Raw genomic sequence first — 14017 nt, 5'->3', positions numbered from 1 at the left:
GCGGGAATGATGGACTTGACCCATGAGCAGCGACCGGCCGACGCCCTCCGCGCAGAGGACGCCACCCGACGCCGGACGGGAGACGCGCCCGTCCTCCTGATCGGCAGCGGATCGCGCGGCTGGCGGGAGTACCTCCTGCGCGCCATGTCCCGGTCGTCCGAGGTGTGGCTCTTCGACTCCCGGGAGGTCACCTGGGAGGCGCCGTACCTCGTCGGCTCGACGCGGGTGGACGCCCTGGACGTGGAAGCCACCCTTGAGGCCGCCGCCGAACTGGACCGGCGGGTCGGCATCGCGGGTGTGCTGTCGTACGACGAGTTCCTGGTGCCGACCGCCGCGGCGGTGGCCGCGTCGCTCGGCTTGCCCGGCGGTGGCGTCGAGGCCGTCCGGGCCTGCCGGGACAAGAACCTCACGCGGCGGGCGTTCGCGGACGCCGGTGTCCCACAGCCGGGTTCGTACGCGGTCCGCACGTACGAGGAGGCCGCGGAGCGGGCTGCCTCCCTCGGGTATCCCGTGGTGGTCAAACCGCGTGCGCTGGGCGGGAGCATCGGCGTCACGCTCGTGGCGGACGCGGAGGAACTGCCGGCCGCCTACGCGGCGACGCGCGGCGCGGAACTCTTCGCCCTTCCGGCCCTGGAGGACGGCGTCCTCGTCGAGTCCTTCGCGGACGGGCCGGAGGTGAGCATCGACGCCGCCTGCTTCGAGGGCAAGGTCCACCCCCTGTTCGTCGCGAGGAAGGAGGTGGGGTTCGCCCCGCACTTCGAGGAGGTCGGACACGTGGTCAGTGCCCGCGACCCGCTCCTTGGGGACCCCGCGCTCCTGGACGTCCTGCAGGCCGCTCACACCGCCCTCGGGCTCTCCACGCTCATCACGCACACGGAGATCAAGCTCACCTCCCAGGGCCCCAAGGTCATCGAGGTGAACGCCCGCCTGGGCGGCGGACTCCTTCCCTACATCGCCGGCATGGCCACCGGAATCGACTGCGGCGCGGTGGCGGTCGCCCTCGCGAAGGGGGCCCCGCCCGTCATCGAAGGAGTGCGGGAGCTCACCGCCCGGATCGACTTCCTCTATCCCGAGACCGATCTCCTGCTCGACGCGCTGAAGGTGACCGAGGAGGGGCTGCCGCCGGAGGTGCGCGAGATCATGCCGCTGGTCGAGCCGGGGGCCGCCTTGCGCCTCCCTCCCCGGGGCCACGTCAGCAGCCGGTACGCCGCCGTCATCACCGTGGCCGACACCCCTGACGCCTGTGCCGCGGCGAGCAGGGCGGCGGAGCCGCACGTCGAGATCCTCGGCACTCCGCTGACCGACTGACCGGGGCGGCGCGGTGCCTCACGGGTGGTCCGCGCCGCCGCTCGCGGCGCGGTCGTCCTCCGTGCGCCGGCTCCCCCGGCCGAGCCGGCCGAGGAGTGCGGTGAGGAGGACCGCGGTCAGGGTGCCGGCGACGACGCCGCTGCCCAGGATCGTGCGGGCCCACCCGGGCAGCCCCGCGTACAGGTCCGGGCTGAGCAGCGGCAGCAGTCCCGCGGTGAGCGCGAGCGCGGCCGTCAGGTTTCCCGTTCCCGTGCCGGACAGCTCGGCGCGGCGGAGCATCTCGACGCCCATCACCGCGATGACGGCGTAGACGACGAGGGCGGAGCCGCCCACGACGGCCTCGGGTATCCCGGCCAGCGCCCGGGTCACGGGGGTCGCGAGGCCGAGGGCGACCAGGAGCGCCCCGGCTCCGGCGGTGACGAAGCGGCTGCGGACACCGGTGAGCCGGCCGATGCCGATGTTCTCGGCGCTGGTGACCATGAGGGAGGTGCCGAACAGTCCGCCGGCCAGGGAGACCAGGGCGTCGGCGCGGGCGACGCGCGGGACGTCCCGTTCCGGCGCGGGAGCACGGCCGACGGTCTCGCTGTTGAGCACGGTCTGCCCGGTGATCTCGGCGAGTGTGGTGAGGCTGAACACGAGCAGCGGAAGGGCGGCCACCAGGTCGAACCGCGGTGTCCCGAAGGGGAGGAGGGCGGGCAGCGCGAAGCCGCTGCCGGCGGCGGGGGTGAACGCCCCGAGCCCGGTCGTGACCGCCACGACGGTGCCCGCCGCCATCCCGATGAGGACGGACGTCTGGCGCCAGACGCCGCGCAGGAGGACGTACGCGGCGACGGTGGCGGCGACGGTGAGCGCGGCGAGCAGCACCGCGCTCGGCTCGCCCGTGCCGTCGGGGCCGGTGACGAGCCGGGCGGCGACCCTGATCATCGCGATCCCGATGAGGAGCACGGTGACGCCCATGACGAGCGGCGGGAAGAGTCGTACGACCCGGGCGTACAGGGGCAGTACGGCCAGGAGCAGGGCCGCCGCCAGGAGGACGGCGCCGGTGGCGGTCGGCGCGCCGTGTTCCTGGGCGATCTGGAGGAAGAGCGCGGTCGCGGCGCCGCCGGGCAGCATGACGAAGGGGAGGCGTCCGCCGATCCGCCACACGCCGAGGGACTGGAGGAGGGCGCCCGCTCCGCAGAGCAGGAGGACGGCGCTGAGCAGGGAGGCGGTGGCCCCGGGCGCCATCCGCAGGGTGCCGGCGACGAGGAAGACGGTGGAGACGGGGGCGGCGATCATCGCCAGGACGTGCTGGGCCGACAGCGGCACGAGACGCCGCGGCGGCACCCGTTCGTCGACGGCGTCGGGGCCGTGGCCGGCCGTGGGTGTCCGGGTGGCCGTCATGCCGTCGCCTCCAGCCACGGGATGTCCGCGGCGGCGTAACGGTAGGCGCGGAAGACGGCGTTGGGCTCGGACGGGAAAAGGCCCCGCACCTCGCTCTCGCCGTAGCCGGCGAAGTGCGGGACGACGTACTCCCAGCAGAGGTAGCCGTCCTCCGTCACTTCGAAGAGCCGCCCGGACGGAGAGTCGGTGACGAGCGTGTTGCCGTTCGGCAGGCGCTGCGCGGAGCCCATGAACGGCGCGAAGAAGAACTCCCGGGCCGGGTCGTGGTACTCCCACACGACGTCCCCGCCGGCCGGGTCGATCTCGACGACGCGGGAGTACGGCACGTCGTGGCCGGGCCGGAAGACGCCGTTGTCGAAGACCAGAAGCCGGCCGTCGTCCAGCTGGCTGGGGGCGTGCTGCTGGCTGACCGTGCCGGGGCGGCTGCGCCAGAGGATCTCGCCGGTGTCGCGGCCGATGACGACGACGGCGGAGACGCTCCGCAGGCTGGCGAGGACGTTGCCGTCCCGCAGGGGCGTGACGCTGTTGATCAGGGGCCAGTGCTCGCGGGCGTACGCCTCGTGCAGGGCGAAGGCGTCGCGGTCGAGGTGTTCCGCGGCGCGCCAGGACCACAGGAGTTCGCCGTCGGGGCCGACCTCCTGGATGGTGTCGGCCCAGACGATGCCGCCCGCGGCCTCGGAGCCGGGTACTCCGCCCCGTATCGCCGCGGCCTCGGCGCCGGCCAGGGGTTCCAGGGCGGTGTAGAGGATGCGGCCGTCGTCGAGGTGGTGTGCGTCGTGGTGCTGGAGGGGGTCGCGGTGCTCCCGCAGCACCGTTCCGTCGGGTGCCGCGTGGAGCATCACGCCGCCCCGGTACTTGTGCCACATCGGGAAGAGGGCCTGCTCGCCCGGGAGTACGCCGTTGTAGGCGAGGGTTCCGTCGGTGAGCAGCCGGGCGTGGCGGCCGGGCCGGTAGGGCAGGTCCCAGCGGTGGACGGTCCGGCCGTGGAGGTCGACGAGGTAGACCTCGCCGGCGCCGGTGAGGGGCGCGTAGAGGGTGTGGCCGTCGTAGGCGGCCGTCTCGTCGAGGGCGATGAGGCCGGTGGGGCGCCGGCGGCGTGAGTTCTGGTCGATCGGGGGCACGTCGGGTCTCTCCTCGCGTCAAACTTTCTTTGATGGGAACAACCGACTTTGACGGTAGAGACGTGGTGTGACGGGCGTGTGTCAGGAGTACGAAACCGTCTTCGGGCTTCTGCCGCCGGCGGCGTAAGGTGCCGTCAGGCGCCGTCGACCAGGGAAAACGGCGCCACGGGGCGGCGGAAGGACGGACCGGCCATGGAAGCCGCGCACACACCGCGGGTGGGCGCCGCCGTACGCCGTCGACGGCGGGCGCTCGGTCTCACGCTCGCCGACGTCGCGGGGCGCAGCGGGCTCTCCTCCCCGTTCCTGAGCCAGATCGAGAACGACCGGGCGCGCCCCAGCATGCGGTCGCTGCAGCGGATCGCGGACGCGCTCGGCACCACGGCGGTCCGGCTGCTCGCGGCGTCGGACGAGACCCGGACGGTCGACGTGGTGCGTGCCGACGACACGGGCGGCCTCGACCGCGCGGCGCGCGTCCGGCCGGTGGTGCGCGGTCGTCACCAGCTGCACGCGCTGGAGTTCGTCGGCGCGCACGAGGCGGACCGGGAGTTCCGGCACCGCAACGACGAGCTGGTGTACGTGGCCGACGGCGCGGTCGAGGTGGAGGCCGACGGCCGGATCCACCGGCTGGCCCGCGGCGACACGCTGCTGCTGTCCGGCGGCGTCCGCCACCGCTGGCGCTCCACCGAACCGGGCTCGCGGGTCCTGGTGGTCGCGATCGGCGACCACGTGGAGGTACTGGAGCCGTGACGGGGCACGGCCGCCCGCCTGCCGGGGCAGGCGCGGGCGGGCCCGTCCGGCGCGGCCGGCTCAGCCTTGGGACAGCTCGCCGAGGAGCTTCCAGGTGCGGCGCCGGTCGTCCTCGCCGCTCAGATCCGTCGCGGTGAACACCAGCTCCGTCGCTCCCGCGTCACGGTAGCGTCGTACCTCGGCGGCGACCGCCTCCTCGTCGCCGAGGACGGCCAGGCCGGCGGCCCTGTCGGTGCCGGAGAGCTCGATGACGCGCTGGTAGGACGGCACGCGCTCGTAGAGGGCGAGGGCTTCCGCCGCGCGCTGCCGCGCGCCGTCGGCGTCGGCGGTCACCGCGCCGGGCACGAGCGCCACGATCCGGGGCGCGGGGCGGCCCGCCGCCTCCGCGGCGGCGGTCACGGCGGGCACGATGTGCTCGGCGAGCGCACGCGGACCGGCCAGGAACGGCAGGATGCCGTCGGCCAGTTCACCGCTCACCCGCAGGGCCTGCGGCCCCATGGCCGCGACCAGCACCGGCACCGGCGGCCGGGCTCCCGGCACGGCCGCCGAGTAGGGCGTCGTCGCGGTCAGCAGCTCGCCGTGGAAGTCGGCCTCGCCCGTTTCGAGGAGGGGCCGCAGGGCGGTGAGGAACTCCCTGAGCAGACCGATGGGCCGCTGGTACGGCAGGCCGAACGCGCCCTCGGTGAGGTGCCGCGTGCCGAGGGCGAGCCCGAGGTGGTAGCGGCCGCCGGTGGCCGCCTGCGCCGTCTGGGCCTGGCTGGAGACGAGCAGCGGATGACGGCCGAAGATCGGGAGCGCGGCGGTCCCCACGTGCAGGCCCGGCACCTCGCGGCCGACGATCGCGGCCAGCGAGGGCGAGTCGTACGCGAAGGACTGGCCGAACCACCCCGAGTGCAGTCCGGCGTCCCGCGCCTCGCGCGCGAGCGCGACGGTGTCGTCGAGGGGGAGCTGCCGGGAGGTCGAGCTGAGCGTTACTCCGAGATTCATGTACGCCACAACAGGCGGTCGCGGGACCGGCATTCCTGATCCACGCGAACCGCCTGTGCCGGGCGTGGTCAGCGCTGCAGCGTCAGCAGACCCGGGCGGTAGGGCCACTGGCCGTAGTCGCCGGTGCCGGAGCCCGGGGCGCGTCCCTGGTAGAGGAAGCGGAGGTTGCAGGGGTCGACCGTGAAGGTCTGGTCCGCGCTGGTGCGGATCAACTCACCGTGGCTGATGTCGTCGGTCCAGGTGGCGCCGCTGTTGGCCTTGCCGGCGAAGGGGTTGCTCTCGGTCGCGGCCTGGGGTGTCCAGGAGCCGTTCAGGCTGGTGGCCGTGAACGAGCGGAAGTAGCGCTGCTCCTGCGCGCCGCGGGCCTCGACGATCATGAGGTACTGGTTCTGGTCCTTGAGCTTGTAGACCTGGGGCGCCTCGAAGAGGTTCTTCACCGTGTCGCTCATGACCGTCGTGTACGACGAGCCGAAGGAGCCCGGGAAGTTCCCGATCGGCATGCTCGCCCGGTAGATCCTGCCGTTGTCACCGGCGAAGAACAGGTAGATGTTCTGGCCGTCGGCGATGAGCGTCTGGTCGATGGGGCCGGTTCCGGAGTCGGCGATGGTTCCGGAGAAGAGCTCCTGCTCCGCCGACCAGCCGTTCGGGTCGGTCGGGTCGGTCGACGTCCGGTAGGAGAAGGCGGTCCTGCCCCACTGGTAGGCGAGCACCCAGATGTTCTTCGGCGCGAAGTAGAAGAGCGTGGGCGCGACGACGGAGTTCGACATCGCGTTCTGGCCGGTCGAGGCCATCTGCGACCAGTCGGTGAACGGGGTGAAGTTCATCGAGCCCCAGCCCGTTCCCGTCCCCGCGGCGCCGTGTGTGGTCGCGTAGACGAGGTGCTTGCCGTTGTAGGGGGCGACGGTGAAGTCCTTGAGCGAGGCCCAGCCCGCCTTCGGCTGCGCCAGCGCACCGGTCGACGACCAGCGGTACGTCGAGGGGAGGGCGCAGGTGCCGGGGGTGGTGCCGCCGGCGACCTTGACGAGCTGCCACTGCTGGTTGGCGCCGCCCCAGTCGTCGTACTGGACGATGTTCGCGCCGTCGGCGGTGGAGGCGCCCTGGACTTCGAGGGCCTTGCCGCTGTGGCGGGCGACGAGCCTGACGTGGCCGTCCGCGCTGTCGGCGAGCCGCCACTGCTGGTTGGTGCGGTTCAGGTCGGTCCACTGGACGACCGCGCCGCCGTTGGCGGTGGAGCTGTTCTGGACGTCCAGGACCTTGCCGGAGTGGCGGGACTTGACACGGTAGTAGCCGTCGCCGGAGGCGACGAACTGCCACTGCTGCTGGTTCTGGTCGTTCCTGGACCACTGGGTGATGCGGGCGCCGTCGCCGGTCGCCAGGTTGTAGACGTCCAGGGCCTTGCCGCTGGCGCGGTTGACCAGGACGTACCAGGCGTTGGTGTCGACGGTCGCCGCGGCGGCGGGCGGGGCCGTGAGGAGAGTGGCCCCGAGCAGCAGGGACGACAGGACCGCGAGGACGAGGCCCAGGATCAGGGGTGGACGGCGGAATCTCATCAGTCGAGCTCCTTCGGGAGAGGGGGGTGAGACGTGGGGACGGGGTAGGGGTGGAGGTGGCCGCACATGCCGAAGCGCGCGTGCTCGGGGCGCTCCAGTCGCGCCACCGCGCCGTGGTCGAGGTGGGAGAGGTCTCCGGTCCTCAGCGCCGCCAGTTGGCCGCCGGTCGCGAGGGCCGCGGCCAGCGGACCGTCGCGCCAGCGGACCCACCAGGCGTCGAGGAGATCGCGCTTCAGGCGGTGGGCCGCGGCGTGGAACTCCCGGAGCCCGCCCTCGCGCAGCAGCAGGAAGCCTTCGAGCGCCAGGTCGCGGCGGCGGCGTGCCGCCGCGGCGTGGTCGCAGGTCAGGGCGGCCGCCGCCTGGTAGGCGTCGGGATCGGCGAGGACGGGCGCGGGGAAGGTGAAGACGGCGTCGCCGGCCTCGGGGAGCCCGCTGTTCTGCATGAGCACCACGAGGCGCAGGCCGCCGGCGTTGACGAGGCGGTGGATCGTCCCGGGGGTGAACCAGACGACGTCTCCGGGGCGCAGCGGGGTCTCCGCGTAGCCGCTGGTGGTGAGGGTCTGGACGCTGCCCGTGCCCGCGATGACGACGTACGCCTCCGAGCAGACGAGGTGCATGTGGGGGGTGCCGCCGCAGAGGCCGTCGGCGGCCTCCCAGTCGTACACGGTCAGGTCGGAGATCCCCACGGCGCCGGGAAGTGGTGTCACCACGGGTGTTCCGCGACATACCGGGAGAGGCGCTCGGGGGTCCACGCGCCGTCGGCGACGACGATCCGGTAGCGGCGCGACAGCATGTCGCCCGGAGCCAGCGGCAGCTCCTCGTCGAAGGCCAGGGACGGGTTGACGGCGGGGATGGGATCGCTGCGGACGAACCAGCGGCCCGGCGCGTCCGGATCGTCCAGGAAGAGCAGCGTGGAGGCACGGTCGACCTCGTCGTGGGCGCCGGTGAAGGCGAGCCAGTCGCCCTTCTCGCCCATGGCGGGGCCGGTCACCTCGCCGCTGGTGAAGTCGCGTGGTCCGCGCCAGAACAGGCCGGAGTATCCGGCGAGTTCGCGGCCCTGTGTGCCCGGGCTGCCGAACACCAGCGTGACGTCGTGGACGTTGGTCAGCGCGGTGGTGATCTCCAGGGTCCAGGAGTCGGCCTCGACGTCGCACGCCGTCACCGTGCGGCGTTCGTCGATCCAGTGCTCCCCCGCCATCGTGTGCCAGGCGAGGTGCTCGGTGATGACGGCGCGGTCGCGGTCCGTGTCGGCGGACACGGTGAGGCTGCGCATCGTGCCGAGGTTCGGCAGGTCGACGTAGCCCTGGCCGCGCAGATAGGTGCCGCCGCCCCAGAAGTTCTCGCCCGACACCCAGGACGCCGTGAACTGGATGCCCTTGTGCCAGCGGTGGTCATGCGGCCGGTACCCGGTGACCGCGTCGCCGGCGAGGGTGCGCACCGGGTGCAGGTAGGGCTTCGGTGCCTCGAAGGGGTCCATGACCGGCCGGTGCACATACCGGAAGAGGTCGACCCCGCGCGTCCGTACGGTCGACGCGTCCTCGTCCTGGAGGAGTTCGAACGTCATCGGAACACCTCCGGGCGTCCTCCGTTGAGTGCGCCGTAGAACGGGTCGGCAGCGTCGATCTCTCCGCGCCGGACCGGAAGGCCGGTGATCGCGGCCTTGTAGAGGGCGGTGACCAGTTCCATGGTGGACCGGCCGAGGTCGGGCCGGATCCCGGCCTCGTAGCCGTCGAGGAAGGCGGCGAGCTGGGCGGTGTGCGAGCTGGGCAGGTCGTCCGGCGGTTCCCACGCCGCGTCGGACGACCCGGCGGTGAACGTCCAGTCGGCGTTGGAGTAGCCGTACAGGTGGCGCAGTTCGACCGTGGCTTCTGTGAGGTCGAAGCGCAGGTAGCTCTCCTCGCGGGGGGAGAGGACGCTGTTGACGACCGTGGCGAGGGCTCCGTTCTCGAAGCGGACCACGGCCGCGGACACGTCCTCGGTCTGGACGTCGCGCTCCAGGCGTCCGGCCATCGCGCGCACCTCGGCCCACGGGCCGAGCACGTCCAGCATCAGGTCCATCTGGTGGATGCCGTGGCCCAGCGTCGGGCCGCCGCCCTCGCTGTGCCAGGTGCCGCGCCAGGGCACGTCGTAGTAGGCGTCGTCGCGGTACCACGCCGTGACGCACTGCGCGACCAGGGGACGGCCCAGCGCCCCGGCGGCGATCCGGTCGCGCAGGTAGCGGGCACCCGAGCCGTACCTGTGCTGGAACACCGCGCCCGCGGCGGCGGTCGCCTCGGCGGCGTGGATGCGGTCGAGCTCGGCCAGCGACAGCGCCACCGGCTTCTCGCACCACACCCACGCCCCCGCCTCCAGGCAGGCCACGGCCTGTTCCGCGTGGAGGAACGGCGGCGTGCACAGGTGCACGACGTCCGGGCGCTGCTCCCGGAGCATCGTGGGCAGGTCGGTGTAGACGGCGGGGATGCCGTGATCGGCCGCGAAGGCCTCGGCGCGCAGGGCGTCCACGTCGACGGCCGCCACGAGTTCGGCCCGGTGAGCCTGCGCTTGGAGGGCCGGGATGTGGCAGATGCCGGCGATCCCGCCCGTTCCGACGATCGCCGTCCTGATCATCCGCCCAGCACCTTCCTGATCGCGTGGTAGGCGGGCTTGGGCGCCAGGTTCTCGTCGTAGGGCAGAGCGGCGCCCTCGCCGGGGAAGACGGAGGGGATCCACGAGTACTTGTCGGTGTAGTCCCAGATGGTGACGCCGACGCACTTCTCGACCTCCAGGCAGGCCTTGACGTAGTCGGCGTACCAGGCGGCCTGGGTGGCGAGCTTCTCCGGCGTCGCCGGGAGGTTCATGCGGATGTCGAGTTCGGTGACCGCGACCTCGACGCCGAGGTCGGCGAAGCGTTGCATGTTCTGCCGGACGTCGGCGGGGAAGCCGTACTGGAGCGCCAGATGGCCCTGGATGCCGAAGCCCTCCACCGGGACGCCGTCGGCCTTCAGCTGCTTGATGAGCCGGTGATAGGCGTCGCTCTTGGGGCCGATCCCGTCGACGTTGTAGTCGTTGAGGTAGAGCTTGGCGTGCGGGTCGGTCTCGTGGGCCCAGCGCAGGGCGTCGGCGATGTAGCCGGGGCCGAGCGTCTTGTAGAAGACCGACTCGCGGTAGGTGCCGTCCTCGTTGAAGGCCTCGTTGACGACGTCCCAGTGGATGACCTGGCCCTTGTAATGCCGGACCACGGTCTGGATGTGGTTCTTGAGGACGGGGCGCAGTTCGTCGGCGGTCCAGCTGCGCTCGGTGAGCCAGGCGGGGAGCTGGCTGTGCCAGACGAGGGTGTGGCCGCGGACCTTCTGGTGGTGGTCCTTGGCGAAGGCCATGACCTCGTCGCCGGCGGTGAAGTCGAAGACGCCGGGTTCGGGTTCGGTGGCGTACCACTTCATGGCGTTGCCGGGGGTGGTCTGTCCGAACTCGCTGCCGAGGAGCTTCAGGTAGGCGGCGTCGGTGAACTCGGGGTTGTCGGTGGCGGAGCCGAAGTACTTGTGGTGCTTCTTGGCGAGTTCGGCGAGCGTCCTGGGACGGGGTTCGGCGGTCGCGGGCGTGGCGGCGAGGCCGGCCGCGAGACAGACGGCGGCGGACAGGGCGACGAGATGCCGGGGCAGGGGCAGGGGCATGGATGACTCCTCGGGTCGCGGTCGGGTCAGTCGAGGACGATGGTGGTGAGCGCGCGGGGGGCGAGCGTGGCCGTGAGGGTCGTGCCGTGGAGGGAGGCGACGGCGGCGGGGGTGATCGAGCGGGTCTCGTCGGTGACGTAGGCCTCGGGGTGGCGGTCGTGCCCGCCGCGCACGGTGAAAGCGGCGGAGGTCTCGGTGGCGGCGGTGTTGAGGATCTCGACGACGCGGCTGCCGTCGGTGTTGCGGAAGGCCGTGACCTGGAGTTCCGGGGCGGCGTTCGTGACGGGGACGCGGACGGCTCCGGGGCGGATGAAGCGGCTGAAGGCGGCCAGTGCCCAGTACCGCTTGGACACCCGGTAGTCGTCGCCGGGGTTCGCGAGCTGGATGAGGCCCCGGGTCGCGCCGAGGGACGCGCCGGTCCAGTAGACGTAGGCGTTGGCGTTGCCGACGGTCAGGGTGTTCTGGATGTCGGCGGCGACGGTGAGGCCGTCGTAGCCGCTGCCGTCGTCCCAGTTCTCGTTCCAGGTGGTGCCGTCCGGGGACCATTCCGACATCCACACGCGCTTGTCGGTGGGCTGCGGGACCGTGGCCGGACCGCTGTAGCGGTGGCCGGTGATGGTCCGTACGGCCCGGTCGGCCGCCGGGTCGGCCTCGATGGCCTCGGTGTAGGCGACCTGGCGGTCCCAGCCGGCGACGTCGCAGCAGACCAGGTCCGTCTTGAGGCCGGAGGCGCGGACGGCCGGCCCGAGCACCTTGAGGAAGTCGACGGCCTGCTGCGGGGTGAAGCGCATCGAGGCGTAGGTCGCCGTCCAGTCGGGTTCGTTGGTGAACCCCAGGTCGGTGATCCCGATCCCTTCCCGCTGGTAGAACTTCGCGTACTGGACCAGGTAGTTCGCGTAGGCCTGGCGCCATTCGGGCCGGAGCTCGCCGCCGTCGTTCTCGCTGTCGTTGGTCTTCATGAAGGCCGGCGCGCTCCAGGCGTCGGCGAAGAACCGTTCTACGCCGTACGCCTTCGCCTCCTTGGCGAGCCAGACCTGGCCGCCGTCCCAGCCGTCCCAGACGTACGACGGCGTGGCGTCGGGCCCGCCGGGGTCGGTCGGCAGGATCGTCGGCATGTGGTCGTAGACCCGGTCGGTCGACGATCCGATGCCCAGGCGCAGGATCGACAGGCCGGCGCCCTTCTCCTCGCTGAGCAGCAGGTCGAGCACCTCGCGCCGCTTGGCGGGGCTGAGGCCGCGCGCGCCGTGCAGCAGGTCAGCCCGCTGGAAGGCCATGGAGAAGCCGAATCCGTCGATGGGCTGGAGCTCGCCGCGGAAGTCGATGGCGGCACGGGCGGAAGTGGCGGGAGCCGGCGGGTCTGCTGCCGCGACCTGGGTTGTGAGCGCTAACAATACGACGGCTGTCAGTGCGGTCCGACGTTTCACGAGGTCTCCTGGGAGAAGGGAGGGCACAGGGGAAGCGGATCAGCGGGTCAGCCCTTGGTGGCGCCCGCGGTGAGGCCGCCGATCAGCTGCCGTTCGGCGACGGCGTAGAAGGCGAGGGCGGGGATCATGGCGAGCACGATATAGGCGAGGACGAGCGCGTAGTCGGTCGAGTACTGGCCCTGGAACTGCTGGACGCCGACGGGGATCGTCTGCCATTTCGGGTCGTTGAACACCAGCAGCGGCAGGAAGAAGTTGTTCCAGCTCGCGACGATCGCCAGGACCGAGACCGTCCCGAGGGCCGGGCGCGCCATCGGCAGCAGGATCCTCCAGAAGAAGCGGAACTTGCCGCAGCCGTCCATGACGGCGGCCTCCTCGATCTCCGCCGGGATGGTACGGAAGAAGCCGCGCAGGATGATGATCGTCATGGGGAGTCCGAAGGCCGCCTGCGGGAGGACCACCCCGAGCGGGTTGTCGAGCAGGCCGAAGGTGCGCAGCATCAGGAAGAGCGGCAGAACGGCCACGGCGAACGGGAACATCAACCCGATCGTGAACAGCCCGTAGAACAGCTCACGGCCGCGGAAGACGTAGCGGGCCAGGACGAACGCCGCCATCGCGGAGGCCGCCACCGTGCAGAACGTCGTACCGATCGCGATGCCCGCACTGTTGGCGATCTGCCGCCAGAACATCCCGTCGCCGAGGATGCCGGTGTAGTTGCCGATCTTCCACTGTTCCGGCAGCCCGAAGGGGTTGCTCGTGAGCTCGCCGGTGCTCTTGAACCCGGAGATCACGGCGTACACCAGTGGGACGGCGACGAACGCGCCGATCAGCCAGATGACGGTGTGCAGCGAGAGACCGCGTGCCGTCCGGCGGGCGTTCACCGGTCGCCTCCCGAGGTGACGGCCCCGCTCAGGTCACGCCGGAGCACGTAGCGCTGGTAGAAGAGGGAGAAGACCAGGCTGATCATGAACAGCACCACACTGATGGCGCTGGCGTAGCCGACCTGGTAGCGCTTGAAGCCGAACTGGAACATCGCGATCGCCATCGTCTCGGAGGAGTGGTTGGGCCCGCCGGCGGTCATGACCCAGACGAGGTCGAAGAGCTGGATGGAGCCGATGACCGAGAGGAAGACGCTGATCCGGATCGTCGGGCCGAGCAGCGGCAGCGTCACGTGCCGGAAGCGCCGCCAGGCGCCGGCGCCGTCGATGGAGGCGGCCTCCAGGACCTCCGCCGGGATGCTCTGCAGTCCGGCGAGGAAGAGCATCATGTGGAAGCCGAAGTACTTCCAGATCATGACCACGAAGAGGGTCGGCATGACCGTCGAGGGGTCGGCGAGCCACTTGCCCTGCAGCCCCTCCAGGCCCAGGAGGCCGACGAAGTGGTCGGCCATGCCGGCGCCGGGAAGGAAGATCATCGTGAAGAGGACCGCCGTGACGACCTCGGAGAGGACGTACGGGGCGAAGAACAGCATCCGGTAGACGGCCCGGCCGCGCAGCCGCTGGTTGAGCAGGACCGCGGTGAACAGCGCGAACGGCAGCTGCACCGTGATCGACAGGACGATCAGGTAAAGCCCGCGGCCCAGATCGCCGAGGAAGACCCCGTCGCCGAAGAGCCTGGTGTAGTTCGCGAAGCCGACGAAGTCGTCCATGGGGCCGATCCCGCCCCACTTGAAGAAGCCGGTGAAGACGGCGACGACGATCGGGGCGAGGACGAAGACGAGGAACAGGACCAGAGCCGGGACCAGGAACCAGGCGACCGAGGCCCACTCCCGCCACCCGCCCGGGAGCGACCGCACCGGGGCGGGCGGGTGGCCTGCCGGCACGGCGTCCGCCGTCCGCTCCTCCGCCGGC

At 71.7% G+C, this 14017-nt stretch carries 13 protein-coding genes; 2 read left to right on the top strand and 11 right to left on the bottom strand.

Annotated elements, in window-relative coordinates:
- Positions 1-6 precede the first annotated feature (6 nt).
- A complete protein-coding gene (locus ABZ621_RS27795; protein ID WP_360609160.1) occupies positions 7-1308 on the top strand; it encodes an ATP-grasp domain-containing protein in 1302 nt (433 codons plus the stop codon).
- A gap of 18 nt (positions 1309-1326) precedes the next feature.
- Here ABZ621_RS27795 and ABZ621_RS27790 read toward each other — a convergent pair whose 3' ends face one another.
- Both ABZ621_RS27790 and ABZ621_RS27785 read right to left on the bottom strand, forming a co-directional pair.
- Positions 1327-2691, bottom strand: coding sequence for a solute carrier family 23 protein (locus tag ABZ621_RS27790; RefSeq protein WP_360609159.1), 1365 nt, complete (start codon positions 2689-2691; stop codon positions 1327-1329).
- A complete protein-coding gene (locus tag ABZ621_RS27785) occupies positions 2688-3812 on the bottom strand; it encodes an aryl-sulfate sulfotransferase (RefSeq protein ID WP_360609158.1) in 1125 nt (374 codons plus the stop codon). Before ABZ621_RS27785 ends, ABZ621_RS27790 begins: the two co-directional genes overlap by 4 nt.
- Positions 3813-4004: 192 nt before the next feature.
- Between ABZ621_RS27785 and ABZ621_RS27780 the strand changes: the two genes are divergently transcribed.
- Positions 4005-4559 (top strand): XRE family transcriptional regulator, encoded by a 555-nt coding sequence (locus ABZ621_RS27780; protein WP_360609157.1) that lies wholly within the window; start codon positions 4005-4007, stop codon positions 4557-4559.
- A 60-nt stretch (positions 4560-4619) separates the two neighbouring features.
- Here the strand turns inward: ABZ621_RS27780 and ABZ621_RS27775 are convergent, their stop codons facing one another.
- The 9 genes from ABZ621_RS27775 to ABZ621_RS27735 all read right to left on the bottom strand — a co-directional run bounded on the left by ABZ621_RS27775 (position 4620) and on the right by ABZ621_RS27735 (position 13962).
- Entirely contained in the window at positions 4620-5546 is a 927-nt protein-coding gene (locus tag ABZ621_RS27775) for an LLM class F420-dependent oxidoreductase (RefSeq protein ID WP_360609156.1), read from the bottom strand.
- Between the two features lie 68 nt (positions 5547-5614).
- Positions 5615-7096 (bottom strand): non-reducing end alpha-L-arabinofuranosidase family hydrolase, encoded by a 1482-nt coding sequence (locus ABZ621_RS27770; protein ID WP_360609155.1) that lies wholly within the window; start codon positions 7094-7096, stop codon positions 5615-5617.
- Entirely contained in the window at positions 7096-7803 is a 708-nt protein-coding gene (locus ABZ621_RS27765) for a cupin domain-containing protein (protein WP_360609222.1), read from the bottom strand. Before ABZ621_RS27765 ends, ABZ621_RS27770 begins: the two co-directional genes overlap by 1 nt.
- Positions 7800-8660 carry a PmoA family protein gene (locus ABZ621_RS27760; RefSeq protein WP_360609154.1) on the bottom strand — a complete coding sequence of 287 codons (861 nt, stop codon included), beginning with the start codon at positions 8658-8660 and terminating at the stop codon, positions 7800-7802. The genes ABZ621_RS27765 and ABZ621_RS27760 overlap by 4 nt, the downstream gene beginning before the upstream one ends.
- Complete coding sequence (locus ABZ621_RS27755; protein WP_360609153.1) at positions 8657-9703, bottom strand: Gfo/Idh/MocA family oxidoreductase; 1047 nt, start codon at positions 9701-9703, stop codon at positions 8657-8659. Before ABZ621_RS27755 ends, ABZ621_RS27760 begins: the two co-directional genes overlap by 4 nt.
- Positions 9700-10746 (bottom strand): endo-1,4-beta-xylanase, encoded by a 1047-nt coding sequence (locus tag ABZ621_RS27750; protein WP_360609152.1) that lies wholly within the window; start codon positions 10744-10746, stop codon positions 9700-9702. Before ABZ621_RS27750 ends, ABZ621_RS27755 begins: the two co-directional genes overlap by 4 nt.
- A 26-nt stretch (positions 10747-10772) precedes the next feature.
- Positions 10773-12137 (bottom strand): glycoside hydrolase, encoded by a 1365-nt coding sequence (locus ABZ621_RS27745; RefSeq protein ID WP_360609151.1) that lies wholly within the window; start codon positions 12135-12137, stop codon positions 10773-10775.
- An 80-nt stretch (positions 12138-12217) separates the two neighbouring features.
- A complete protein-coding gene (locus ABZ621_RS27740) occupies positions 12218-13048 on the bottom strand; it encodes a carbohydrate ABC transporter permease (RefSeq protein ID WP_360609150.1) in 831 nt (276 codons plus the stop codon).
- A complete protein-coding gene (locus ABZ621_RS27735; RefSeq protein ID WP_360609221.1) occupies positions 13045-13962 on the bottom strand; it encodes a sugar ABC transporter permease in 918 nt (305 codons plus the stop codon). The genes ABZ621_RS27740 and ABZ621_RS27735 overlap by 4 nt, the downstream gene beginning before the upstream one ends.
- Positions 13963-14017 lie beyond the last annotated feature (55 nt).

Origin of the sequence: Streptomyces sp. NPDC007863 (genome assembly GCF_040633895.1) — a bacterium.
Taxonomy (GTDB): Bacteria; Actinomycetota; Actinomycetes; order Streptomycetales; family Streptomycetaceae; genus Streptomyces.
The sequence above is the reverse complement of the archived record's forward strand: the minus strand, read 5'-3'. Positions and strand labels throughout refer to the sequence as shown.